This is a genomic window from Streptomyces sp. ALB3 (assembly GCF_044385685.1).
Classification (GTDB): Bacteria; Actinomycetota; Actinomycetes; order Streptomycetales; family Streptomycetaceae; genus Streptomyces.
On record NZ_JBISCE010000031.1, the window covers coordinates 23,381 to 47,260 of the forward strand.

Sequence of the window (23,880 nt, forward strand, 5' to 3'; positions counted from 1 at the left end):
GCCTGGATTGTGCTTCGCGCCAGAGTGCCACCGATACACCCCTCCATGACGGCGATCCACCAGGATATGCATATATCTGTCGCTCATTACGGTGAACTCTGCTCCCTGCGGCGTCCAGCGGCGCCACACTGGCCCCTTTCCGAGCCGGCCCCTGGGGCGGCTCTCCGTACGACGGGAGGAGGCCACCATGCGGAACGGCCCTGCGGTACGCCGCCGCAAGCTCGGGGAGGAGCTTCGCAGCCTGCGGCAGAACTCCGGACTCACGAGCCGGGACGCCGCCGGGATGCTGGGCTGGCACCAGTCGAAAGTGAGCCGGATCGAGACGGGGACGAGCGGGGTGACGCCCGGTGACGTGACCCGGCTGCTGGACGCCTACGGCGTGGACGACCGGCAGCTGCGTTCCCTGCTCCAGGTGCTCGCCGGTTCGGCAGGTGGCGGCGGAAGTGGGTGGTGGCATGCCTATCGCGGGCTCATTCCGCCCCAGTACCGCGACTTCATCAGCCTGGAGTCGCAGGCCGACGCGGCTCGCACGCTCGAGACCTCGGTGGTCCCTGGGCTGCTCCAGACCGCCGACTACGCGCGAGCGGTGACCCGGTCGTCGCTGGACGGGCTCCCGTCGGCCCAGCTCGATAGCCTGGTGGAGGTCAGGCTCGCCCGGCAGAGCGTGCTCCACGCACGCCGGCCGCTGCGGCTGAGCGCCGTACTCGACGAGGCCGTACTCCGGCGTGAGGTCGGCGGTCCACGGGTCATGGAGCAACAGCTGCACCATCTGGCGCGGACGGCACAACTGCCTCACGTGACGCTCCAGTTGCTGCCGTTCCGGGCAGGGAGCTACATCGGCCTCACCGGACCTTTCGTAATCTTCTCCTTTCCGAGCACTTCAGATCTAGATGTGGTCGTTCTTGACCACTTGACGAGTAGTCTCTACCTGGAGCGGAGAGAAGACCTTGAGGCGTACAGCTCGGCCTTCCGCACCATGCAGGCCCACGCGCTGTCGCCCGAGCGTTCGCTGGACCTCATCGCCGCAGTAGGCCGCGGCGGTCAGGCGGAATCCTCAGACTGCCCGAGGGGGGCACGATGTCCGACCGTCTCGCACGGCCCGCGCCCGGGTGGCGGCGCAGCAGCCGCAGCACCGGGATGAACAACTGCGTGGAAACGGCACCGCTCGGCGACGGCGGTCTCGCCGTCCGAGACTCCAAGGACGTGGGTCTGCCGCCCCTGCGCTTCTCGGTGCGAGCGTGGAGATCCTTCGTCGCCGCGCTGGACGGCCGCCCTGTCAGCTGACCGGCAGCGGCGCCTGCGCGAGGATCGTCTCCACGGCGGTGGTGACCTGGACTCTTGTCAGGTCCGCCCGGGCGGTCAGCCTCAGCCTCGAGATCCCGTCCGGCACCGACGGTGGCCGGAAGCACCCCACGGCGAGCCCCGCCCTGCGGCAGTCGGCGGCCCAGCGCACGGCTGACTCCGCCGAAGGCGCCCGGACGGACACCACGGCGGCGTCGGGCCGTACCGCGGTCAGTCCGGCCGCCGTCAGACGGGTGTACAACTCGGTGGCGACGGCGCCGGCCCTCGCAGCCCGCTCGGGTTCTCGGCGCAGCAGGCGCAGGGCGCCCAGAGCCGCGCCTGCGGCTGCCGGCGCGAGACCCGTGTCGAAGATGAACGTACGGGCCGTGTTGACCAGATGGCGGATGACCCGGGCGGAGCCGAGCACGGCTCCGCCCTGGCTGCCGAGCGACTTGGAAAGGGTGAGTGTGGCGACGACGCCCTCGCCGCCGGCGAGTCCGGCGGCGGCGAGGGCGCCGCGCCCTCCGTCGCCGAGAACCCCCAGTCCGTGCGCGTCGTCCACGAGGAGTGCCGCGCCCGCGTCGCGGCAGACTTCGGCGAGATCCGCCAGTGGGGCCGCGTCCCCGTCCACCGAGAAGACGGAATCGGTCACGGCCAGCGCCCTTCCACCGTGCGCGCCGAGTGCTTTTCGCACGGCTTCGGGGTCCGCGTGCGGGACCACGGCGGTGGCGGCGCGCGAGAGGCGGCAGCCGTCGACGATCGAGGCGTGGTTGCCCGCGTCGGACACGATCAGCGAGTCCCGGCCGGTCAGCGCCGTGAGGGCGGCGAGATTGGCCGCGTAGCCGGAGGAGAACACCAGGGCGGCCTCGAAGCCGCAGAAACGGGCCAGTTCACGCTCGAGTTCGGCGTGCAGCGCGGTGGATCCGGTGACGAGCCGCGAACCGGTCGCACCCGCGCCCCACGTCCGCGCCGCCTCGGCCGCCGCCGCGGTGATCTCGGGGTCCCGGCTCAGACCCAGGTAGTCGTTGCTCGCGAGGTCCAGGAGTTCCGTCTCCGCGGGCCGGGGGCGCAGCGTCCGGACGAGTCCGGCTTGCGCACGGCTCCGGGCCTCGTCATCGATCCAGTCGAACGGGGCGTAGGACATGAGAAGGTCCTTTTGTAGGCAGCTCACAGACCCTAACCGGGTGCGCAACGGGCCAGGGTGTGGCAATACCCACAGCATCGACCGGCTCTACTGTCCGGTTCCTCCTTGGCCGATGGCGGTGACGTACGTCAGGATCAACGCCATGGACCTGCTGAACACGCTGGTGGACAAGGGGCTGCGGCGCGAACTGCCGACCCGGGACGAAGCGCTCGCCGTGCTGGCGACCTCCGACGACGAACTGCTCGACGTGGTGGCCGCGGCCGGAAAGGTGCGCCGTGAGTGGTTCGGCCGGCGCGTCAAGCTCAACTATCTGGTGAACCTGAAGTCCGGGCTCTGCCCCGAGGACTGCTCCTACTGCTCGCAGAGGCTCGGCTCCAAGGCCGGGATCCTCAAGTACACCTGGCTGAAGCCGGACGAGGCGAAGAAGGCCGCCGCCGCCGGAGTGGCCGGCGGCGCCAAGCGGGTGTGCCTGGTGGCCAGCGGCCGGGGTCCGACCGACCGCGACGTCGACCGGGTGTCGCAGACGATCGAGGCCATCAAGGAGCAGCACGAGGACGTAGAGGTGTGCGCGTGCCTCGGTCTGCTGTCGGAGGGCCAGGCCGACCGCCTGAGGTCCGCCGGCGCCGACGCGTACAACCACAACCTCAACACCTCGGAGGGGACGTACGGGGACATCACGACCACGCACACGTACGCCGACCGGGTCGACACCGTCCAGCGGGCCCAGGCCGCCGGGCTCTCGGCGTGCTCCGGTCTGATCGCGGGCATGGGAGAGACCGACGCCGACCTGGTGGACGTCGTCTTCTCGCTGCGCGAGCTGGATCCCGACTCGGTTCCGGTGAACTTCCTGATCCCGATGGAGGGGACGCCGCTGGCCGGGGAGTGGCACCTCACGCCGCAGCGGTGCCTGCGCATCCTCGCGATGGTCAGGTTCGTGTGCCCGGACGTCGAGGTGCGGCTCGCGGGCGGCCGTGAGGTCCATCTGCGTTCGATGCAGCCGCTCGCCCTGCACCTGGTCAACTCGATCTTCCTGGGGGACTACCTGACCAGTGAGGGCCAGTCCGGCCGGACCGACCTCGACATGATCGCGGACGCCGGGTTCGAGGTCGAGGGCGCGGCGACGAGGACGCTGCCCGGTCACCGGGCACCGGAGGCCGGTGACTGCGGTGCGCACGAGAACGGCTGCGGTCCGTGCGGCGACACCGCCGGGACCGTCCCGGAGCCGTCCGAGGTCCTGGGGGCGCGTACCGATCTGGTGGCGGTCCGGCGTCGCGGCGCCGGTACGGATCTCGCGCCCAATGCCTGATCCGCTCCGCCCCGAGGAACTCCTCGCCCTGGACCGGGCCCACGTCTGGCACCCCTACGGCCCGATGCCGGGCCGGCAGCGGCCGCTGGTCGTGGAGTCCGCGTCCGGGGTGCGTATCCGGCTGGCCGAACCCGCTCACGGTCATCGCGAGCTGGTGGACGGCATGTCGTCCTGGTGGTCGGCGGTCCACGGCTACAACCACCCGGTGCTCAACGAGGCGGCACGCGCCCAGCTGGACCGGATGAGCCACGTGATGTTCGGCGGGCTCACGCACGAGCCCGCCGTCCGGCTGGCGACCCGGCTCGTGGAGATCACTCCGGAGCCGTTGCGGCACGTCTTCCTCGCCGACTCGGGTTCGGTCTCCGTCGAGGTGGCGGTGAAGATGTGCCTGCAGTACTGGCGTTCGGCGGGACGGCCCGCCAAACACCGGCTGCTGACCTGGCGCGGCGGGTACCACGGGGACACCTGGCAGCCCATGTCGGTGTGCGATCCCGAGGGCGGGATGCACGAACTGTGGTCGGGTTCGCTCCCCCGGCAGATCTTCGCGGACGCTCCTCCGGACGGTTTCGACGCCGAGCCGGACGATGCGTACGCGAGTCACCTGCGCGAGCTGGTCGCCGCCCATGCCGGGGAACTCGCGGCGGTGATCGTCGAGCCCGTGGTGCAGGGTGCGGGCGGGATGCGCTTCCACTCCCCCGCGTATCTGCGGGTCCTGCGCGAGGCCTGCGACGCGAACGACGTACTGCTGGTGTTCGACGAGATCGCGACGGGCTTCGGACGCACCGGACAGTTGTTCGCCGCCGGGCACGCCGGCGTGTCACCGGATGTCATGTGCGTCGGCAAGGCGCTGACCGGCGGTTACATGACGCTGGCGGCGACGCTCTGCACCTCGCGGGTGGCCGGCGGCATCTCGAGCGGAGACGTGCCCGTACTGGCGCACGGGCCGACCTTCATGGGCAATCCGCTGGCTTCCGCGGTGGCCTGTGCCTCGGTGGACCTTCTGCTGGCCCAGGACTGGGAGCTGGAGGTCGGACGGATCGGTACGGGACTGCGGCAGGGCCTGGCCGGGGCAGCGGATGTGCCGGGCGTGCGTGACGTCCGGGTGCTGGGCGCGATCGGGGTGGTACAGCTCGATCACGAGGTGGACATGGCCGCGGCGACACGGGCCGCGGTCCGCGAGGGCGTGTGGCTGCGGCCGTTCCGCGATCTCGTGTACACGATGCCGCCCTATGTGACGGGCGACGACGACGTGGCACGGATCTGCCGGGCCGTGTGCGCAGCGGCGAAGGAGGGCTGAGATGACGATCCTCGTGGTGACCGGGACCGGCACCGAGATCGGCAAGACGATCGTGACCGCGGCGGTGGCGGCCGCCTACCGTGACCTCCGCGTCGCGGTCCTCAAACCCGCCCAGACGGGTCTCGGCCCGGGTGAACCAGGGGATGCCGCCGAAGTGGCACGGCTGGCCGGCGCCCATGTGACCGCGGTGGAACTGGCCCGCTTCCCGGAGCCGTTGGCGCCCGGGACGGCGGCACGCCGAGCCGGCCTCCGGCCCGTACGTCCGTACGAGATCGCCGAGGCCGCCCAGAAGCTGGAGACGGAGCACGACCTGGTGCTGGTCGAGGGGGCGGGCGGGCTGCTCGTCCGCTACGACGAGCGGGGGGCCACTCTCGCGGACGCCGCGCGGCTGATGGCCGCGCCGGTGCTGGTGGTCGCCCCCGCCGGCCTGGGAACCCTCAATGCCACCGCGCTGACGACGGAGGCCCTGCGGTCGCGAGGACTCACCTGTCCCGGAGTGGTGGTGGGGAGCATGCCGGCCGAGCCCGACCTGGCCTCGCGGTGCAACCTGGACGACCTCCCCGTCGCAGCGGGCGCCCCGCTGCTCGGCGTGGTACCGGCCGGCGCGGGAGCGCTGGCTCCGCCCGACTTCCGTGCGCGGGCGGCCGGTTGGCTGGATCCGGAGCTCGGGGGGAATCGTCCGCCGGACGAGCGGCTGAGCGGCGCGTACGGGGGGAGAATGCAAGGAGAGCCGTAACCACGTGCCTTCCGAGGAGGCCCGATCATGCGTCGGCGCAGCACACCTGTCCCCCGGGACGCGGTGCACCACCCGGTTTTCGCCCGCTTCTACGCCCGGATGAGCGTGACCGCCGACCTCAAGGGGGGTGTGGCGGCGCATCGCGAGGAGCTCCTCACCGGGCTCTCCGGCCGTGTCATCGAGATCGGCGCGGGAAACGGCCTCAACTTCGCGCACTATCCGGGTGCGGTGTCCGAAGTGGTGGCGATCGAACCCGAGCGCGGTCTGCGGCGGCTGGCGGTCCGTGCGGCGCTGCGCTCGGAGGTGCCGGTCGATGTGGTGCCGGGCACGGCCGAGGCACTGCCGGTCAAGAGCGAGGCGTTCGACGGGGCGGTGGCGTCGCTGGTCCTGTGCACCGTGCGGGACCTGCCGCGTGCGCTCGCGGAGATCAAGCGGGTGCTGAGACCAGGCGCTGAGCTGCGCTTCTTCGAGCACACGCTGGCCCCCGGCCGAGGGCTGGCGACGGCGCAGCGGGCGGTGGACCGCACTTTCTGGCCTCTGCTCTTCGGGGGCTGTCACACGGCGCGGGACACGGTCGCCGCCATTGAGGAAGCGGGCTTCGAGCTGGGCGTCTACCGCAGCTTCCGCATTCCGGACAGGGGTGTCCAGTTGCCGACATCCCCGTGCGTACTGGGTGTCGCCCGCCGGTCCGCCGTGGTGGACCGCGCCGCCCAGGCGGGCTGAACCGGAGGAGCCCCGGTCACCGGCTCCACCTGCGCAGCTCGTCGGCGATGGCCCGGACGTCGGCCTTGCCCTCCTTGACGAGCCGTGCGAGGTCGCGCACCTGCTCGGGAGAGGTGACGACCTTCAGCCCCGAAGCGACCAGATAGCCGTAGGCGACGGCGGAGGCGAACATCGCGTTGGAGTGCTCGAGGGCGGGCACGTGGAGGAGCAGCTGCAGCATGGCGGCCGCCCGGGAGTGCGGGTCGCTGTAGACGGGGCTTCCGAAGATCTCCGCCTCGTGCCGGCTGACAGCGGCGACCAGGGCACCCCAGTCGACGACCTGCGGATCGCCGGGCGTCTTGTGTTCTGCGACCATGAGCAGCCAGGAAAGGTCGATCCGCAGGTTCAACGGGTGCCTTCGCGCTCCGGGCCGAACTCCTCGGCGAACACCGACTCGTACTGCTTCATGAAGTCGGCGGCGGCCTCGACGAAGGTGTGCCCCACCTCGCCCGCGTCCTGTTTGACGAGCTCCTCTATGTAGCGGTTCACGCTCATCCCCCGCTGCAGGGCGCGCTGTCGCGCCGCTTCGGCGGTGGCCTCGTCCACTCGAACGTTCAGCTGCGTCTTGGGCACGCAATCACGCTAGCGTGTGGGTGCTAGCACTCGCAAGGGGAAAGGCGCACACCGAACGCGCGCGGGGCGCGACGGAGGGTGTCCACCGTCCCGCCGCCCGGGGGTCCGGCTCCGGACGCGGTGCCGCGCCATCATGCCGGGCGCGGGCGATCACCGACGGAGCAGGTCACAGGCGCCGGGCCGCCACCGGCGAGGCCGAAAGCGCTCGCCCCTCCCCCCGGTGTTCTGGTTGGCTCGCACCATGACTGATCTTGACATCCGCTGTGCCCTGCCGAGCGACATCGACGCGGTGCTGCGGTTCTGGCGCGAGGCCGCGGAAGGCACCAGCATCAGTGACGACCACGACGGGGTGGCACGGCTGATCTCACGGGACCCCGGGGCGCTCCTGCTCGCCGAGCGCGACGGCCGGATCACCGGCACGGTCATAGCCGGCTTCGACGGATGGCGTTGCTCCGCATACCGGCTCGCCGTGGACCCCGGCTCCCGCCGCCAGGGCATCGCCACCGCGCTGATGGAAGCCGCGGAACAGCGATTCGCCGCACTGGGCGGGCGTCGGATCGACGCCATGGTCCTCGAGTCCAACGAACGGGCCCATCGGACATGGGGCTCGGCTGGCTACCATCGCGAGGACCAGTGGCGGCGCTGGGTCAAGGCCCTGTGACCCCGACCGGCACCGCCGAAGGCCAGTGACAAGCAGAAAACCGACCGCGGACAGAGCATTTTGCCGATCCTTTACTATGGATGCTCGACCGTCCGACCCTTCCGAAAGGTGTGAGCGTCCGCCCATGGGCGAGCCCCCCAGTAGTCGACATCGCGCAAACCTCCTGCCCCTGCCCGATCATGGGACGGAGGTGAACCGATGACCGAAGTGCTCCTGCTCCTCGTGGCGCTGCTGCTCTCGCTCGCCTGCGGTGCCTTCGTGGCGGCCGAGTTCTCCCTCACCACTGTGGAGCGCGGCGAGCTCGAACGGGCCGTGGAACGAGGGGACAGGGGAGCGGCGGGAGCGCTCAAGGCCGTGCGCAGCCTCACCTACCAGCTCTCCGGCGCGCAGCTCGGTATCACCGTCACCAACCTGATCGTAGGCATGCTCTCCGAGCCGTCGATCTCCAAGCTGATCCGTGGACCGGTGGAGGCGACAGGGCTGTCGCCCGGTGTGTCCTCCTCCCTGGCTCTCGTGCTCGGCACCGCGCTGTCCACCGTGGTCCTGATGGTGGTCGGTGAGCTCGTCCCGAAGAACTGGGCGATCTCCTCCCCGCTTGCCGTCGCCCGGACGGTCGCCGCGCCGCAGCGCGCGTTCACGGCGGTCTTCCGGCCCTTCATCAGCCATCTCAACAACACCGCCAACCGGATCGTGCGGCGCTTCGGCCTCGAGCCGGCCGAAGAGCTGGCCTCGGCGCGCAGCCCGCAGGAACTGGTGGCCCTGGCGCGCCACTCCGCGAAGGAGGGCGCGCTGGAGGCGGACACCGCCGAACTCTTCGTGCGCACCCTCAATCTGTCCGAGCTGACCGCGGAGAACGTGATGACGCCTCGCGTCCAGGTCACCGCCCTCGAGGTGCAGGCGACCGCGGAGGACGTCGCGAACGCCACCCGGGCGACCGGCCTCTCCCGGTTCCCGGTCTACCGGGGCAGCCTGGACACGGTCGTCGGCGTCGCCCACATCAAGGACGTGCTGGCCGTTCCCGCGGACCAGCGGCCCCGTAAGCGGGTGTCGGACATGCTCCGTGAACCGCTGCTGGTACCGGAGACACTCACGGTCGACCGCCTGCTGGACCGGCTCTCGGGAAAGCTGGCCATGGCCGTCGTCATCGACGAGTACGGCGGCACGGCGGGCGTCGTGACGCTGGAGGACATCGTGGAGGAAGTCGTCGGCGAGGTGCGGGACGAGCACGACCCGCACGAGACGCCGGACCTGGCGGCCGCGGGTGAGGACGCCGACGGGCGCACCCTGTGGTCCGCCGACGGCGCGGCCCGCACGGACCAGCTCCGCACCATCGGACTGCGGGTACCGGACGGACCCTACGAGACACTCGCCGGGCTGATCGCCACAGAGGTCGGCCGCATTCCGGTGGTCGGCGACACCGTCGAGCTCACGGGCTGGCGGATCGACGTGGTGGACGCTTCGGGGCATCGCGCCGCGCGTGCGCTGCTGCACGCACCGCTGCCCGGCAGCGAAGAGCCCGCGGAGGACGAACGATGATCGCCATCCAGCTCTTCATCGGCTTGCTGACCCTGGTCGTCAACGCCTTCTTCGTCGGCGCGGAGTTCGCGCTGATCTCCGTACGGCGCAGTCAGATCGAACCCCAGGCCGAAGCCGGCAACCGGCGGGCCCGCAGCGTCATCTGGGGCCTCGAGCACGTGTCGGCGCTCCTCGCGGCGGCGCAGCTGGGCATCACGCTGTGCACCCTGGTGCTGGGTATCGTCGCCGAGCCCGCCATCGCCCACCTGCTGGAGCCCGTCTTCGACTCGGTGGGGGTGCCGCACGGGCTGGTGCACCCGATCTCGTTCGTCATCGCCCTCACCGTGGCGACGTACCTGCACATGCTGCTGGGCGAGATGGTCCCGAAGAACATCGCGCTGGCTGAGCCCGCCCGCACCGCACTGCTGCTCGGGCCGCCGCTGGTGACACTCGCCCGGGCGCTCAAGCCGGTGATCTTCGCGATCAACGCCTTCGCGAACACCCTGCTCAAGCTGCTCCGGGTGGAGACGAAGGACGAGGTCTCGGCGACCTTCTCCGACGACGAGCTGGCACGTCTCGTCAAGGACGCCGAGGACTCCGGGCTCGTGGACGACCGCTCGGCGGACCGTCTGCGCCACGCGCTGGAACTGGGCCGCCGCCCTGTCCAGGACGTGCTGCTTCCGGTCGACCGGGTGCTGTACACGCGGGTCGGCACGACCCCGGAGGAGCTGGAGCGGCTCTCCCACGAGTCCGGCTTCTCCCGCTTCCCGGTGATGGACAGCGAGCAGCGCATCATCGGGTACCTCCACGTGAAGGACGCCCTGGACGCAGCGCCGCGCGATGTGCCGTTCCCGGTGACGGCTCTGCGGCCGATCGCCCGGGTGCGAGCGGCGACACCGCTGGACGACGTGCTGACCGCGCTGCGGCGCAGCCGGACACATCTGGCGGCCGTCCTCGACGAGGACGGCCGGCTGGCGGGCATGATCACCATGGAAGACGTCCTGCGTGAGCTGGTGGGACGGCCCCAGGCTCGCTGACGTCGGTGAACGGTGACCGGTGACCGGCACGGGAGGGGCGCGGCCAGGGTCGCGCCCCTCCCCCGTCATCGTGGTGATGCCGACCGTGCCCTGCTGGCCCTCCCTCTCCCGGTCCTGTGCCCCCTGCCCTCTGCCCGCTGTCCGCCGGGACCCGGCCGGCCATGGCTTCCCCGTCGCCTTGCACGCGGTCGTCGCTTCGGCGGGGACGGAACTGCGGGCCGCCGTCGCGGTACGATCGGCAGCGCCATGGAATTGAATGCTTCCTACACCAGTTTCGTCGCGGTCGGCGACTCGTTCACCGAGGGCATGTCGGATCTGCTGCCCGACGGTTCGTACCGCGGGTGGGCCGACGTCCTCGCCGCCCGACTGGCCGCTCACACGCCGGGATTCCGGTATGCCAATCTCGCCGTACGGGGAAAGCTGATCGGCCAGATCGTGGACGAGCAGGTCCCGGTCGCAGCGGCCCTGCAACCGGATGTGATCACGCTCGTGGGCGGGCTGAACGACACCCTGCGGCCGAAGTGCGACATGGGCATGGTCCGCGGCCGGCTGGAGGAGGCGGTGGAACGCCTCGCCCCCTCGTGCAAGACGTTGGTGCTGATGCGCAGCCCCGGCCGCAACGGCCCGGTGATGGAACGCTTCCGTCCACGGATGGAGGAGCTGTTCACACTGGTCGGCGACCTGGCCGAGCGTCACGGCGCACTGGTGGCCGATCTGTACGGCGCGCCGTCCCTGGGCGATCCGCGGATGTGGGACGTCGACCGGCTGCATCTGACGGCCGAGGGGCATCGCAGGGTCGCGGAGGCGGTGTGGCAGACGCTGGGGCTCCCCGCGGAGAGCGACTGGCAGACTCCGATGCCCGCGTCCGCGCCCGCACGGTGGCTGCAGCGGCGGATCGACGACGCGCGGTTCGCCCGGCAGCATCTGCTGCCCTGGATCGGGCGGCGTCTGACCGGGCGCTCCTCAGGCGACGGCCGGGCGGGCGCACAGTACGACGCGGGGCTGGGCAAGGCGTTCTGGATCACTCCCGAGGACGTGGCAGCCCCAGGACCGGTGACGGGCTGGCGTCGGCTGGACGGCTGACCTCTCCGCCTCCGCGTGTGTCGCCGGGTGCCCACGTGCGTCCCCCGCGCACCCGGACGCGTCCCTTTCCCGCCTGCGTGCGTCCCGCGCTGCCAGGGACGTCTCCGCACGTCCGAGCGCGCGCTTGCGCCCGTGCCCCCGCCCACGCCCTTGCCTGCATCCGTGCCCGCGCACGTCCCTCCGAGAGCACGCGATTTCGAGCGCACGTGAATCCGAGCGCACGTGAATCCGAGGCACTCTCCGGGAGTTGGCGCAGTTGTAGCTGTTGCGTGTGTGGCTGGTGGGACAGCATGGGCGTTCACCGCGCAGGGCCGCCCTGGGCACCGGAACGGGGAGTGCCGATGAGTGGCGTACCGGACATCGGAATTCCGGCGGGCGGAATCGACACCGCCACGCCCCATTCCGCGCGGGTGTGGAACTACTGGCTGGGCGGCAAGGACAACTACGAGGTGGACCGCCGGCTGGGCGCGCAGCTGGCGAAGCTCTACCCGCAGATCATCGACATCGCCCGTGCCTCGCGCCGCTTCCAGGCCCGGGCGGTGCGCCATCTGGCCGGGGAGGCGGGGATCCGGCAGTTCCTCGATCTCGGCACCGGCCTGCCGACCGCTGACGCGACCCACGAGGTCGCGCAGGCTGTCGCCCCGGCGGCACGCGTCGTCTACGTGGATCACGACCCGATCGTCCTCGCGCACGCTCGCGCCCTGCTGACCAGCAGCCCGGAGGGTGCCACCGACTATGTGCACGCGGATCTGCGCGACACCGGCACCGTGCTCCGCGAGGCCGCCAGAACGCTGGATCTTCGGCGGCCGGTGGCCCTGATGGTGCTCTCCACCCTGGGGCATGTGGCCGACCCGGCCGAGGCAGCGGCTCTGCTGCGCCGCTACCTCGGCGCGTTTCCCTCCGGAAGCTTCCTGATGCTGTGCGACACCATCGAGACCGAGGAGACCCTGGCGGCCTCCGACGAGTACGCCGACGGCGGCGCGATGCCGTACGTCTCCCGCCCCGGAGACACCATCCGTTCCTTCGCGGACGGCCTCGACCTCGTCCCGCCGGGGTTCGGTTCCATCAGCCTGTGGCGCCCCGAGGAACCGGATACGGGCCCGGCGGTCGACCAGTGGGGCTTCGTGGCCGCCAAGCGGTGAGCGCCCTCCGGCCCTGCGACGAAGGCCTGCGAAGAGCTTCGGACGAGGGCCCGGGAAGGGCTTCGTAGGAAACCACATACCGGACCGCGGCGCGGACCTGCAGAAACCGCCAGTAGAATCGGGCCACGTGACTGCTGTGTCTGCGAAGCCTCGCATCCCCAATGTCCTGGCCGGCCGCTATGCCTCTACGGAGCTGGCCGTCCTCTGGTCCCCCGAGCAGAAGGTGAAGCTGGAACGTCAGCTCTGGCTGGCGGTGCTGCGCGCTCAGAAGGACCTCGGGATCGAGGTACCCGACGCTGCGCTGGCCGACTACGAGCGTGTGATCGACCAGGTCGACCTCGCCTCGATCGCCGAGCGTGAGAAGGTCACCCGGCACGACGTCAAGGCGCGGATCGAGGAGTTCAACGCTCTCGCCGGCCACGAGCAGGTGCACAAGGGCATGACGTCCCGGGACCTCACCGAGAACGTCGAGCAGCTGCAGATCCGCCTCTCGCTGGAGCTGATGCGCGACCGCGCGGTGGCCGTTCTGGCGCGCCTGGGCAAGCTCGCGGCGGAGTACGGCGAGCTGGTCATCGCGGGCCGCTCGCACAACGTCGCCGCGCAGGCGACGACACTCGGCAAGCGCTTCGCCACCGCCGCGGACGAGCTTCTGGTGGCGTACGGGCGGCTGGAGGACCTGCTGGGCCGTTATCCGCTGCGCGGAATCAAGGGGCCCGTCGGCACGGCGCAGGACATGCTGGATCTGCTGGGCGGCGACGCGGGCAAGCTCGCCGACCTCGAGCAGCGCATCGCCGGGCACCTCGGCTTCGCGCACGCCTTCACCTCCGTCGGCCAGGTCTACCCCCGTTCGCTCGACTACGACGTGGTGACCGCGCTGGTGCAGCTGGCCGCCGCGCCCTCCTCGGTGGCCAAGACCATCCGGCTGATGGCCGGACACGAGCTGGTGACCGAGGGCTTCAAGCCTGGCCAGGTCGGTTCCTCGGCGATGCCGCACAAGATGAACACCCGCTCCTGCGAGCGCGTCAACGGCCTGATGGTGATCCTTCGCGGCTACGCCTCGATGACGGGCGAGCTGGCGGGCGACCAGTGGAACGAGGGCGACGTGTCCTGCTCCGTGGTCCGCCGGGTCGCTCTGCCGGACGCCTTCTTCGCCTTCGACGGCCTGCTGGAGACCTTCCTCACCGTGCTCGACGAGTTCGGGGCGTTCCCCGCGGTCGTGGCGCGTGAGCTGGACCGCTACCTCCCCTTCCTCGCCACGACCAAGGTGCTGATGGGTGCGGTACGCGCCGGAGTCGGCCGCGAAGTCGCGCACGAGGCCATCAAGGAGAACGCGGTCGCCTCGGCTCTCGCCATGCGGGAGCAGGGCGCGGAGCGCAACGAGCTGCTGGACAAGCTGGCCGCCGACGAGCGGATCCCGCTCGGCCGCGACGAGCTCGACGCGCTGATGGCGGACAAGCTGTCGTTCACCGGCGCCGCGGGTGACCAGGTCACGGCCCTCGTGTCGAGGATCGAGGAGATCGCCAAGCAGCACCCGGAAGCCGCCGCTTACACCCCCGGCTCCATCCTCTGACGGCCGGCTGCGTACCTTCGGCCGTATGACACCCGAGGAACTGCTTGCCGCCCGTGGCCGCGTCGTGCCCGACGTGGTCGCGGGCGGTCTGCGTGTGCTGTTCTGCGGCATCAACCCGAGCCTCATGACTGCCGCCACGGGTCATCACTTCGCCCACCCGGGCAACCGGTTCTGGCCGGTGCTGCACCGGTCGGGCTTCACGCCCAGGCAGCTGAAGCCGTCCGAGCAGGGCCAACTGCTGGACTTCGGTCTGGGCATCACCAATGTGGTGGCCAGGGCCACTGCACGGGCGGACGAGATCAGCACGGAAGAATTCCGTGAGGGCGGGAGACTCCTGTCAGCCAAGGTGGAAGAGCTGAGGCCGCGGTGGCTGGCCGTCGTCGGCGTCACTGCCTATCGCACGGCTTTCGGTGAACGTGGAGCGCGGATCGGCCCCCAGGAGCGAACCATCGGCGGCGCGCGTGTCTGGGCACTGCCCAATCCGAGCGGGCTGAACGCGCACTGGACGGTGAGCACGATGGCTGAGGAGTACGCCCGCCTGTTGGCAGCGGTCGGCTCCGGGGCCTCCAGCTAGGCCGCCCGCCTCCCACCATTCCGGCACAATCCGCTGTGGTGCTGCTGCCGGGGGACTTCCACGGACCGGGGCGCACCGGGGCGGGGTCCCTCGTCGCTGGGGTGGGGCTTGGCTGCTCAGGGCGGGTCGATCACGGTGACGAGCACCCCCAGCTCACAGCCCGCCCCCTCGTTCTCCTGGTGGAGCGCCACGGCGATCCACCGCCCGCCGGTACGCCACAGCTGGAGGTAATCGCAGCTCGCGACTGGTTCGGCCCAGGGTTCCGCTATCACCTCCCCTGCCATCATCCGTTCCTGTGCGCTCCACAGGCTGACGACCTGTGGTTCGCCCCAGCGCAAGGCGAGCAGGGTGAGCAGCGCGTCGTGTTCCGCCAGGCATTGCACCCGGTGTTCCTCGCGGTCCGCCCCGTCCCCCTCCTGGTCGTCCCCGCCTACGAGGAGCGCCGTGTGGTAGCCGGGCCCGCTGACTCCCGAGCCCGAGGGAACGCGCTCCAGGGGGAAGTCCTTGGTGCGCATCCCGTCGATGAGGCGGAGGTGATGTGCGGTGGTCATACCGTCAGTAAACCGCCCGCCACTGACAGATGGCCGCCACCAGGCATCGTCGGCACCGAAATATGCCCCTCTCCAGGCAGTTCTGTGTCTGCGAGGGCATGGACCCCGGCCCGGTGTCGGCGGAATTCGAGCCGCGCCTTCATCGCCACGGTTCAGGCGTCCCGCTTGCGCAACGCCCACCAGCCCGTGGCCAGAGCGGCAGCCGCCCACCCGGCGGTGACGGCCAGCCCAGCCCATGGCCCGAGGCTGCCCTGGGGGTGCTGGTGAAGCACCAACTGCCCTGCTCGGTCAGGCAGATACTGAGAGACACCCCCCGCGGTGCTCCCGACCACGAAGGAGACGAGCAGGATGAAGGGGATGAGCAGACTGAGCACGGCGACCGCGCTGCGCAGGACCGCCGTCAGGCCTGCCGCGAACAGGGCCATGAGGGCCAGGTAGACGCCACCACCGAACGCGGCGCGCAGAGCGCCCGGTTCCCCGGGACCTATCGCGTACTCACCCATGAACAGCTGTCCCACCAGGAATGCCGTAGAGCTGGTGATCAGGCCTACGAGCAGGGCGAGCCCGCCGACCACCGCGATCTTCGAGACATAGAAGAGGCTGCGACGGGGGACGGCCATGAGCGATGTCCGCAGGGCTCCGTTGAGGAATTCCGACGACAGAGCGGTCGCGCCGAAGCTCATGGCCGCGATCTGACCGAAGTTCAGCGCGTAGAAGGCCGAGAAGAGAAGGTCGTTGCCCGGATCGTCGACCTCCGCCTGCCCGACGGTGGAGAAGGCGAACAGAGTGACGGAGACGGTGACGGCGAAGACCGCTATGAGAGAACCCGCAACGGACCGCACCGATTTGATCTTGATCCACTCGGAGTGCAGTACGGCAGTCGTCGACATGGTCATGCGGAACGGGCCTCCTGGCCGACGGAAAGGGGCGGAACGGCGGCGAATTGCGTCTCGGTCGCCGTGAGATCGAGGTAGGCCTCCTCCAGCGTCGGCCGGGCATCGACGAGTTCGACAAGAGCGATGCCTTCGGAGGCGGCCAGGGTGCCGACGTCCCGCGCCGTGGCCCCGTCGACCGTCAAGCGTCCGTCGTCGTCCTGGGACGGCTCGTAACCCGTGCGGATCAGCGCATCGCGCAGCCGCATGGGCTCCGTCGTGCGTAGCCGGACGCCGGGCCGGCTCCGGGAAGCGAGGAACTCGCGCATCGACATGTCGACGAGGAGCCTTCCCCGGCCGAGGACGACCAAGTGATCGGCGAACGACGAGGTCTCGTTCATCAGGTGGCTGGAGACCAGCACCGTTCGGCCCTCTCCGGCGAGCTTCCGCATGAGTTCCCGTATCCAGACGATGCCTTCCGGGTCCAGTCCGTTCGACGGCTCGTCCAGCATCACCACTTCCGGATCGCCGAGAAGCGCCGCTGCGATGCCGAGCCGCTGCCGCATCCCGAGTGAAAAGGTCTTGATCCGCCGCCCTGCGACCGACGTGAGACCGGCCTCCGCGAGCACCTCTTCGACCCTGGTCCCCGCTATGCCGTTGCTGGTGGCCAGCACGAGCAAGTGATCGCGCGCGGTACGCGAACCGTGCGCGGCCCGAGCGTCGAGCAGCGCGCCGACCTGCCTCAGGGGGTTGCCCAGCGAGGAGTAAGGGCGTGCGCCGATCGTCGCGGAGCCGCCGGTCGCCCGGTCCAGACCCAGAAGCAGACGCATGGTGGTGGACTTGCCCGCGCCGTTGGGCCCGAGGAAGCCGGTGACCCGGCCCGGCCGCACGCTGAACGAGAGGTGGTCCACAGCGCGGACCGCGCCGTAGTCCTTGGTGAGGTCATGCACGTCGATGGTGGTCATGACCTCAGCCTGGCCCCTGCCCCGGTTCACGGCCTCCCCCTCGCGGGTGGACCGTCTCCCTCTCATGGGGGAGCCGTCGCCCCGGTCGGCGCTGGCACGATGGCGGCATGCGCCGCTACTTCGCCATGCCGGCCAGACCCGCCACCTACAGCCGCTGGCTGCACCTGCTCATCCCGGCCGCAGTGGCCAGCGTGTGGCTCTTCATCTCCCCGAGCAAGCCGTGGATGCCGTTTCTCTTCGCTGTACCCGTCGGGCTGCTTCCGGCGATGCGTCTGGCCGAAGGGGTCCAGGCGCAGCTGCTCCTCACACCCGAGCAGCGGGGCCGTCCCGACGCCGCGATCTCCGCCGGACCCGCCAGGACATGGGCGGCCCGCTGGCGCACCGTTGCCTGGCTGGAGGTGCGGCTGGTCCTCGCGGCAGTGACGTGCTTCGCGACTGTCTGGTTGCCGGCGACCGCGGTCGATCTGGTGCGAGGAGCCTTCGGGACGGTTCCGAGCGGGCAATGGCTGGCCCGTGGTGTCGGCCCGGGCTGGTGGTGCGCCCTGATCGCACCTCTGCCGGTCCTGATACTCCTCGGGCTGGTCGTCCTGGGCGGTGAGGTGGCCACAGCGGCGGCCCGCGAGCTGCTGGGGCCGTCGTCGGCCGAGCGGATGACCGTCCTGGAGAGGCGCACCGAGCAGTTGCTGGAGCGCAACCGCATCGCGCGAGAGCTTCACGACTCGATCGGACACGCGCTGACCGTCGCGGTGGTGCAGGCGGGAGCCGCCAGAACGGCGGGGAACCCGGAGTTCACCGCGCGGGCACTCGCCGCCATCGAGGAGACGGGGCGCAACGCGCTGGATGATCTGGAACGCGTCCTAGCGGTGCTTCGCGAGTCGGACCTTCCCGTCAGCCGGCGTCCGACCCTGGCGGAAGCGGACCGGCTGCTGGAATCGGCGCGCGGCTCCGGAGCGCATATCGAGGTGAAGAAGAACGGTCCCCTCGAGTCGGTGCCTGGACCGGTGTCCCGCGAGGGCTACCGGATTCTGCAGGAGTCGCTCACCAACGTGCTGCGTCATGCCGGCGCCGTGCCCGTACGGGTGAGGATCGTCGTGGCGCGGGAGTGCCTGGAGTTGGAAGTGGCCAACCCTCTCGTGGGCTCGTCGCGCGGCTCCGGTGGTGGCAGGGGGCTCAGGGGGATGCGGGAGCGGGCCGCCCTGCTGGGCGGCAAGGCCAGAACAGGCCCGCACGATGGGGAATGGAGGGTGCACGCGACCCTCCCGCTGGACCGCATACGCTGACCGGATGCCGGTTACCGTGCTTCTGGTCGATGACGAGCCGCTGGTGCGCGCGGGGCTCCGCGCGATCCTGGAGGCGCAGCCCGACATCGAAGTGGTGGGTGAGGCCTCTGACGGTGCGGCGGTCATCCCTCTGGTGAGCCGGCTTCGGCCCGCCGTCGTGGCGATGGATGTGCGCATGCCTCTGATGGACGGCATCGAGGCGACCCGGGCGGTGCTGCGCACCGTCGCGGATCCGCCGAAGATCCTTGTGGTGACGACGTTCGAGAACGACGAGTACGTCTACGAGGCGCTGAGGGCGGGCGCCGACGGGTTTCTGCTCAAGCGGGCCCGTCCCGCGGAGATCGTTCACGCGGTGCGGCTGGTGGCGGAGGGCGAGTCACTGTTGTTCCCCGCAGCCGTACGGCAGCTCGCCGCTGAGTACGGCACGAGCGAGGCGCGCGCCACGATGGACCGGGCGGCACTCACGGACCGCGAAGCCGCGGTCCTGCGCCTGATGGCACGGGGCTTGTCCAACGCGGAGATCGCCGCCGATCTGATCGTGGGCGTGGAGACCGTGAAGACACATGTCAGCTCGGTGCTCGCGAAGTTGGGCGCCCGGGATCGCACCCAGGCCGTGATCGCCGCCTACGAGTCCGGTTTCGTCGCTCCGCGCTGACCGGGGACAGCCCCTACGGTGCCCCCGGCTGTGCCGGGCGTCTCACCTCGGGTGCTGGTCGCCGCGGTCGGAGGCAGCGAGTACGATCCGGCAGACATGCGCGCGACCTGGGAGGACACACGGTGGGCCGGCTGACCGGTGGTGACCCGTCGCTGCTGCGGAGGATCAACTCCGCGGTGGTGCTGCACGCCCTGCGAGGGGCGGATTCACCCACACTCACGGATCTGACCCGGATCACAGGTCTGTCGCGTCCCACGGTCGAGGGTGTCGTCGAAGGGCTCTTCGCTGCGGGCCTCGTCGTGGAGGCGCTCCCCGATGACCGCGGAGCCAGGCGGCAGGGCCGCCCCGCAAGGCGGTTCAGGTTCCGAGCCGAGGCCGGGTATCTGCTGGGCGTCGAGATCGGTTCGCACCGGGTGTCGGCTCTGCTGTCCGGTCTTGACGGCCGGATCGTGGGCGCGGGCTCCCGTGACGTCTCCGAGAGCGCATGCGCGGACGACAGGATCGACCAGGTCAGAGCCGTGATCGCCGATGTGCTGCGGCGGACCGGGGTGGCGCGGAGCAGCTTGCGTGCGGTCGGGGTCGGCAGCCCCGGCATCGTCGAGGCCGACGGCACCGTGCGCCTGGGGACGGCGCTGCCGGACTGGACCGGGCTCGCGCTCGGCGAGAGGCTGCGGCGTTCCTTCAAGTGCCCGGTGCTGGTGGAGAACGACGCCAACGCGGCGGCGGTGGCGGAGCACTGGAAGGGTGCGGCGACCGAGTCCGACGACATCGTCTTCGTCCTCGCGGGCTTGAGCCCGGGAGCGGGGTCACTGATCGGCGGACGGCTGCACCGTGGGTTCGGCGGTGCGGCCGGGGAGATCGGCGCGCTGCACCTCCTCGGCCGGGACGTCACTCCGGAGCATCTTCTCTCCACGACGGACACTCCGCTCGACCCTCTGGACGAGCACGCCGTCGCCGCCGTCTTCGCCAAGGCCAAGGACGGCGATCCCGGCGCGCAGGCCGCCGTCGCACGGTTCATACAACGGCTGGTGCACGATGTCGCCGCCCTGGTCCTGGCGCTCGATCCGGAGCTGGTGGTGATCGGCGGGTGGGCCGCCGGCCTGGACGGCGTTCTCGACCCGCTCCGGGACGAGCTCGCCCGTTACTGCCTGCGCCCGCCCCGGGTCGCCCTCTCGCTCCTCGGCGAGGCGGCCGTCGCGACCGGCGCGCTGCGGCTGGCACTCGACCACGTGGAGGAGCAGTTGTTCGCGGTGGAGGGGACGGTGACGGCCCGCCGCTGAGAGCGACGGGCCGCGCGGGAGGAAGCGGTACCGGGCCGGACGGGCCGCAGCAACCGGTCCGCGCGCGAGGAGCAGGAGTTCTCGCGGGGCCAACGGGCCGGGAGGCCGACTGCGCCGACTGCCCTGCTGTCAGGAGGCCTTGCGTTCCTGCTCGTCGTGTCGGATCTCCAGCGCACCGCTGTCCCCGAAGGTGAGCCGGCAGGTGTCCGCCCGGTATGTGGCGACGGAGACAGCGGCTGTCCCCGCGTCGGCGAGGTAGCGGGTGGTGACGACCAGGACCGGAGCCCCCGGGAGCCGGTCGAGCTCCTTCGCGTCGTCCGCGCGGGCGGACCCGAGTTCGACCGACCGGTCCTGGCCGTCGAGATCGAGGCGGTCGAGCTCCCTCAGGACACTCCGGGCCCGGGCGGGACCCGACGGTGCTTCGATGGCGGGGAGTGCGGGCACGGACGGCGCCGGGACGTAGAGGAGTTCCGCGGCCACGGCCTGCCCCTGGGCCACGCGGATGCGCCGCACCACGTGGACGGCCTCTCCTGGGTCCGTGTCCAGCATGGCGGCGACGGCGGCGGGAGCGGTCGTGGTGGTGCACTCGAGGGGCTGCCACGCACCGTCCGTGTCATCCCCCACCCAGTCGTGCTGCGCGGCGGTGACGGCCACTCCGACCCGGGGAGGGGCGACGGTCGTGCCGACCCCGCGGCGTCGCTGGAGCCTTCCTTCGAGTTCCAGCTGCTCCAGCGCCTGACGGAGCGTCGCCCTGGCAACCCCGAAGCGCGCCGCCAGGTCACGCTCGTTGGGCAGCACCTCGCCGACCGAGAAGTCGGAGTCGAGCGCCTCGCTGAGCACCGTCTTGAGGTGCCAGTACTTCGGCTCCTGCACCGATTCCAGCTGCGTGGTCCCCACCCTGTCCTCCGCATCCGCCCGGTGGCATGTTTCCGCGACGTTATTTATTAAAGGTTCCTGCCTTATCGTTCAGACCTTAGGACGGCGAACCACCTTGGTCAAGACCAATCCTCGCCTCGTCACGGAGCGAAGCGATCCTCTGCCGCAGAGCGTTCACGGGACGTTCGCGCGTCTGTGGGCTCGCGCAACATGAAGCCCCACGGCCGGCCGGGCCGTGGGGCTTCAGGAGAAGGGCGTGGCCGAACTGGCCCTGCGCAGCCGGGAAGGTCATGGACGGCGCTCCCCGGTGCCCTCGCTCGAGGCAGGGTCTCGACGTACCCGTCGCTTCCGTGCACACGGATCCGCTGCCCCGGTATCCGATGAAGGTTCTCCCCAGGGGAGCCGACGCCCCGGGTGCGACCGCCCCGAAGGCGACAGCCTCCGGGGGGCTCCCTCCCGGCCACGGCGCCACAGGGCCTGTCGGCGGGCGACCGGGGCGTCCAGCACGCGACGGAGGACGGGGACGGGGCGTCTCCGTGCGGCCTCCGCGCCGGCGACCGTCGAGCCGGCCGGCATGACCGCTCACGAGCACCCCGCTGCCGGACCCGGCCCTCAGCGGGTCTCCACCGGCCTGGTCAGCCGAACGGCACCGCCCGGCCCTTGTGCACCCCGGCGAGCTTGTCCGGGTTGCGGATGACGTAGACGCATCGGATGACCCCGCCGTCGACCTGTGCCTGGAGCACCGTGTCGACCACGCCGTCGACGATGTACACCAGAGCAGGACCGCCGTTCAGCTCCACCGTGCTCACCTCGGTACCGGAAGGGCGGCTGAGCCCCACGGCGTAGAGGAAGCGGCCGACCTTGTCCGCGGTCTCGATGATCCGGCGCGGTGCCTTCGCCTTGCCCCCGCTGTCACTCACGAGGCGCACGTCGGGGGCCAGCAGGGCGAGCATCTGCTCCAGGTTCCCGCCCGAAGCGGCGGCGAGGAAACGCTCGGTGAGGTCGCGCCGCACGGCGGGATCGACGTCGTACCGCGGCTTGCGCTCCTCGACGTGCCGCTTGGCACGGCCCGCGAGTTGGCGTACCGCCGCCTCGGACCGGTCGAGGGCGGCTCCGATCTCCGCGTACGGATAGCCGAAGGCCTCGCGCAGGACGAAGACCGCGCGCTCCAGCGGGGACAGCGTTTCCAGGACCACCAGTACGGCGAGGGACACGGAGTCGGCGAGCACCGCCCGCTCCGCGGAGTCGGGGACGGAGGGGCCGTATTCGGTGACGACGGGTTCGGGCAGCCAGGGCCCGACGTACGCCTCACGGCGGGACCGGAGGTGGCGCAGCCGGTCGATGGCCAGACGTGTGGTGATCCGTACGAGATAGGCCCGCGGCTCGTGCACATCACCACGGTCGGCCGCCGACCAGCGCAGCCACGCCTCCTGCACCACGTCCTCCGCGTCGGCGACGCGGCCGAGCATGCGGTAGGCGACCCCGGTGAGGAGGGGGCGGTGCTCTTCGAAGAGATCGGTCACGGCGTCGGCAGTCACTTCCCCATCCCAGCCGACGGGCGGGAGGGTGTCCAGTTGAAGTCCCGCGTACCCCTTGAACTACAAACTACCGGGCGGTAATCATTGCTGACGGGCAGTCTCGTCCGGTCCCCGCTCAGCCCGGCAGATTCGTCCCGAGGAGCAGCATGACCACCACGGTCTCGTTCGCAGTCGACTCACCCGCCGGTCGCCACGTCGTCAGCGTGTCGTACGAACGGCAGGGGCACGGTGAGCCGTTGGTGCTCCTGCACGGGATCGGCCATCACCGCCAGGCGTGGGATCCGGTCCTGCGCGTCCTGGCGGCCGAGCGCGACGTCATAGCCGTCGACCTGCCGGGGTTCGGCGCGTCAGCGGCCCTTCCTGACGGCCTCGCCCACGACCTGCGGACCATGGTGCCGGTGCTCGGCGCGTTCTTCGAGACGCTCGGCGTGGTGCGGCCGCATGTCGCCGGGAATTCCCTGGGCGGGCTGCTGGCACTGCGGTTGGGCCACGAGAAGCTGGTCCGTTCGGTGACGGCGCTGTCCCCCGCCGGGTTCTGGACGCGGAGCGAGCGTCGCTACGCCTTCGGGGTGCTGCGGGCCATGCGGGCGGCGGCTCTCGCGTTGCCGATGCCGGTGATCGAGAGGCTGGCCGGCAGCTCCCCGGGCCGCACCGCGCTGACCAGCACCATCTATGCCCGGCCCGGACGCCGTTCACCCGGTGCGGTCGTGTCGGAGACCGTCGCCCTGCGTGAGGCCACCGGCTTCCGTCAGACTCTGGAGGCCGGGCTGACCGTCGCGTTCACCGACGACGTGCCGGACGTCCCGGTCAGCATCGCCTGGGGCGACAAGGATCGTCTGCTCCCGCGCCGGCAGGGCGTGCGGGCCAAGCAGGTGATCCCCGGCGCGCGGCTCGTCCGCCTTCCGGGGTGCGGGCACGTGCCGATGAACGACGACCCCGCCGCCGTGGCGCGGGTCATCCTCGACACGAGCCGCTGACACACCGGGGCCGGTCCGCCCCGAGCCCGGCACCGGCCGGTCCGGCGGGGTGCCGGTCCCTCTTCGGCCGCGGAGGCCTGGGACCGGGGGCGACGCCGACCCGTTGTTCATCTGCGGGCGGCGTGCCCGCCTCCGCCGGGGACTAGGCATGGGTCTGCAACCAGCGTGTACGTCCGCGCTGTTCCGGCAGCCCCGCCCGCCCCTG

At 70.9% G+C, this 23,880-nt stretch carries 25 protein-coding genes; 17 read left to right on the forward strand and 8 right to left on the reverse strand.

The genetic code is table 11. The features are described 5' to 3' along the window. The first annotated feature begins 187 nt into the window (after positions 1 to 187). Entirely contained in the window at positions 188 to 1,141 is a 954-nt protein-coding gene (locus ACHFIV_RS18865; protein WP_398970135.1) for a helix-turn-helix domain-containing protein, read from the forward strand. Next, positions 1,078 to 1,284, forward strand: coding sequence for a DUF397 domain-containing protein (locus ACHFIV_RS18870; protein WP_398970138.1), 207 nt, complete (start codon positions 1,078 to 1,080; stop codon positions 1,282 to 1,284). Before ACHFIV_RS18865 ends, ACHFIV_RS18870 begins: the two co-directional genes overlap by 64 nt. On the opposite strand, the gene ACHFIV_RS18875 is transcribed toward ACHFIV_RS18870, so the two are convergent. Next, a complete protein-coding gene (locus ACHFIV_RS18875) occupies positions 1,277 to 2,425 on the reverse strand; it encodes an 8-amino-7-oxononanoate synthase (RefSeq protein WP_398970141.1) in 1,149 nt (382 codons plus the stop codon). The two genes, ACHFIV_RS18870 and ACHFIV_RS18875, sit on opposite strands and share 8 nt — an antisense overlap. A 142-nt stretch (positions 2,426 to 2,567) precedes the next feature. Between ACHFIV_RS18875 and bioB the strand changes: the two genes are divergently transcribed. The 4 genes from bioB to ACHFIV_RS18895 are packed head-to-tail and all read left to right on the forward strand — an operon-like array spanning position 2,568 to position 6,487. Next, positions 2,568 to 3,731, forward strand: a complete 1,164-nt coding sequence (bioB, locus tag ACHFIV_RS18880) for a biotin synthase BioB (RefSeq protein WP_398970421.1) — start codon at positions 2,568 to 2,570, stop codon at positions 3,729 to 3,731. Continuing rightward, positions 3,724 to 5,028, forward strand: coding sequence for an adenosylmethionine--8-amino-7-oxononanoate transaminase (locus ACHFIV_RS18885; protein WP_398970144.1), 1,305 nt, complete (start codon positions 3,724 to 3,726; stop codon positions 5,026 to 5,028). Before bioB ends, ACHFIV_RS18885 begins: the two co-directional genes overlap by 8 nt. A gap of 1 nt (position 5,029) precedes the next feature. Further along, positions 5,030 to 5,764 carry a dethiobiotin synthase gene (gene bioD, locus ACHFIV_RS18890; RefSeq protein WP_398970147.1) on the forward strand — a complete coding sequence of 245 codons (735 nt, stop codon included), beginning with the start codon at positions 5,030 to 5,032 and terminating at the stop codon, positions 5,762 to 5,764. A 27-nt stretch (positions 5,765 to 5,791) separates the two neighbouring features. Continuing rightward, the gene (locus ACHFIV_RS18895) at positions 5,792 to 6,487 is read left to right on the forward strand and encodes a class I SAM-dependent methyltransferase (protein ID WP_398970149.1); all 696 of its coding nucleotides are present in this window, start codon (positions 5,792 to 5,794) and stop codon (positions 6,485 to 6,487) included. A gap of 16 nt (positions 6,488 to 6,503) precedes the next feature. Here the strand turns inward: ACHFIV_RS18895 and ACHFIV_RS18900 are convergent, their stop codons facing one another. Further along, positions 6,504 to 6,875 (reverse strand): fic family toxin-antitoxin system, toxin component, encoded by a 372-nt coding sequence (locus tag ACHFIV_RS18900; RefSeq protein ID WP_398970152.1) that lies wholly within the window; start codon positions 6,873 to 6,875, stop codon positions 6,504 to 6,506. Next, positions 6,872 to 7,099: a hypothetical protein gene (locus ACHFIV_RS18905; protein WP_014157595.1), complete on the reverse strand. Its 228-nt coding sequence runs from the start codon at positions 7,097 to 7,099 to the stop codon at positions 6,872 to 6,874. Before ACHFIV_RS18905 ends, ACHFIV_RS18900 begins: the two co-directional genes overlap by 4 nt. A gap of 241 nt (positions 7,100 to 7,340) precedes the next feature. Between ACHFIV_RS18905 and ACHFIV_RS18910 the strand changes: the two genes are divergently transcribed. The 7 genes from ACHFIV_RS18910 (at position 7,341) to mug (ending at position 14,681) form a co-directional block, all read left to right on the forward strand. After that, complete coding sequence (locus ACHFIV_RS18910) at positions 7,341 to 7,760, forward strand: GNAT family N-acetyltransferase (protein ID WP_398970155.1); 420 nt, start codon at positions 7,341 to 7,343, stop codon at positions 7,758 to 7,760. A gap of 198 nt (positions 7,761 to 7,958) precedes the next feature. Then, positions 7,959 to 9,296 carry a hemolysin family protein gene (locus ACHFIV_RS18915; protein ID WP_398970157.1) on the forward strand — a complete coding sequence of 446 codons (1,338 nt, stop codon included), beginning with the start codon at positions 7,959 to 7,961 and terminating at the stop codon, positions 9,294 to 9,296. Next, positions 9,293 to 10,312 (forward strand): hemolysin family protein, encoded by a 1,020-nt coding sequence (locus tag ACHFIV_RS18920; RefSeq protein WP_398970159.1) that lies wholly within the window; start codon positions 9,293 to 9,295, stop codon positions 10,310 to 10,312. The genes ACHFIV_RS18915 and ACHFIV_RS18920 overlap by 4 nt, the downstream gene beginning before the upstream one ends. Before the next feature lie 246 nt (positions 10,313 to 10,558). After that, positions 10,559 to 11,395, forward strand: coding sequence for an SGNH/GDSL hydrolase family protein (locus ACHFIV_RS18925; RefSeq protein ID WP_398970161.1), 837 nt, complete (start codon positions 10,559 to 10,561; stop codon positions 11,393 to 11,395). Between the two features lie 341 nt (positions 11,396 to 11,736). After that, a complete protein-coding gene (locus tag ACHFIV_RS18930; protein WP_398970164.1) occupies positions 11,737 to 12,537 on the forward strand; it encodes an SAM-dependent methyltransferase in 801 nt (266 codons plus the stop codon). 127 nt (positions 12,538 to 12,664) lie between these two features. Next, complete coding sequence (gene purB, locus ACHFIV_RS18935; RefSeq protein WP_398970167.1) at positions 12,665 to 14,107, forward strand: adenylosuccinate lyase; 1,443 nt, start codon at positions 12,665 to 12,667, stop codon at positions 14,105 to 14,107. A gap of 25 nt (positions 14,108 to 14,132) precedes the next feature. Further along, on the forward strand, positions 14,133 to 14,681 hold the full coding sequence (gene mug / locus ACHFIV_RS18940) for a G/U mismatch-specific DNA glycosylase (protein ID WP_398970170.1): 549 nt from the start codon (positions 14,133 to 14,135) through the stop codon (positions 14,679 to 14,681). A 116-nt stretch (positions 14,682 to 14,797) separates the two neighbouring features. On the opposite strand, the gene ACHFIV_RS18945 is transcribed toward mug, so the two are convergent. The 3 genes from ACHFIV_RS18945 to ACHFIV_RS18955 all read right to left on the reverse strand — a co-directional run bounded on the left by ACHFIV_RS18945 (position 14,798) and on the right by ACHFIV_RS18955 (position 17,069). Then, complete coding sequence (locus ACHFIV_RS18945; protein ID WP_398970173.1) at positions 14,798 to 15,232, reverse strand: hypothetical protein; 435 nt, start codon at positions 15,230 to 15,232, stop codon at positions 14,798 to 14,800. Positions 15,233 to 15,384: 152 nt separating this feature from the next. After that, complete coding sequence (locus ACHFIV_RS18950) at positions 15,385 to 16,128, reverse strand: ABC transporter permease (protein WP_398970175.1); 744 nt, start codon at positions 16,126 to 16,128, stop codon at positions 15,385 to 15,387. Then, positions 16,125 to 17,069: an ABC transporter ATP-binding protein gene (locus ACHFIV_RS18955; protein ID WP_398970177.1), complete on the reverse strand. Its 945-nt coding sequence runs from the start codon at positions 17,067 to 17,069 to the stop codon at positions 16,125 to 16,127. The genes ACHFIV_RS18950 and ACHFIV_RS18955 overlap by 4 nt, the downstream gene beginning before the upstream one ends. A gap of 107 nt (positions 17,070 to 17,176) precedes the next feature. Here ACHFIV_RS18955 and ACHFIV_RS18960 point away from each other — a divergent pair, with 107 nt between their 5' ends. The 3 genes from ACHFIV_RS18960 to ACHFIV_RS18970 all read left to right on the forward strand — a co-directional run bounded on the left by ACHFIV_RS18960 (position 17,177) and on the right by ACHFIV_RS18970 (position 20,284). After that, positions 17,177 to 18,349: a sensor histidine kinase gene (locus ACHFIV_RS18960; RefSeq protein WP_398970180.1), complete on the forward strand. Its 1,173-nt coding sequence runs from the start codon at positions 17,177 to 17,179 to the stop codon at positions 18,347 to 18,349. 4 nt (positions 18,350 to 18,353) lie between these two features. Next, a complete protein-coding gene (locus ACHFIV_RS18965; RefSeq protein ID WP_398970183.1) occupies positions 18,354 to 19,004 on the forward strand; it encodes a response regulator in 651 nt (216 codons plus the stop codon). 122 nt (positions 19,005 to 19,126) lie between these two features. Then, positions 19,127 to 20,284 (forward strand): ROK family transcriptional regulator, encoded by a 1,158-nt coding sequence (locus tag ACHFIV_RS18970; protein ID WP_398970185.1) that lies wholly within the window; start codon positions 19,127 to 19,129, stop codon positions 20,282 to 20,284. A gap of 129 nt (positions 20,285 to 20,413) precedes the next feature. Here the strand turns inward: ACHFIV_RS18970 and ACHFIV_RS18975 are convergent, their stop codons facing one another. After that, a complete protein-coding gene (locus ACHFIV_RS18975) occupies positions 20,414 to 21,181 on the reverse strand; it encodes a GntR family transcriptional regulator (protein WP_398970187.1) in 768 nt (255 codons plus the stop codon). Positions 21,182 to 21,795: 614 nt separating this feature from the next. After that, positions 21,796 to 22,698 carry an RNA polymerase sigma-70 factor gene (locus tag ACHFIV_RS18980; RefSeq protein WP_398970189.1) on the reverse strand — a complete coding sequence of 301 codons (903 nt, stop codon included), beginning with the start codon at positions 22,696 to 22,698 and terminating at the stop codon, positions 21,796 to 21,798. Positions 22,699 to 22,844: 146 nt separating this feature from the next. Between ACHFIV_RS18980 and ACHFIV_RS18985 the strand changes: the two genes are divergently transcribed. Next, complete coding sequence (locus ACHFIV_RS18985) at positions 22,845 to 23,675, forward strand: alpha/beta fold hydrolase (protein ID WP_398970191.1); 831 nt, start codon at positions 22,845 to 22,847, stop codon at positions 23,673 to 23,675. Positions 23,676 to 23,880: the final 205 nt, after the last annotated feature.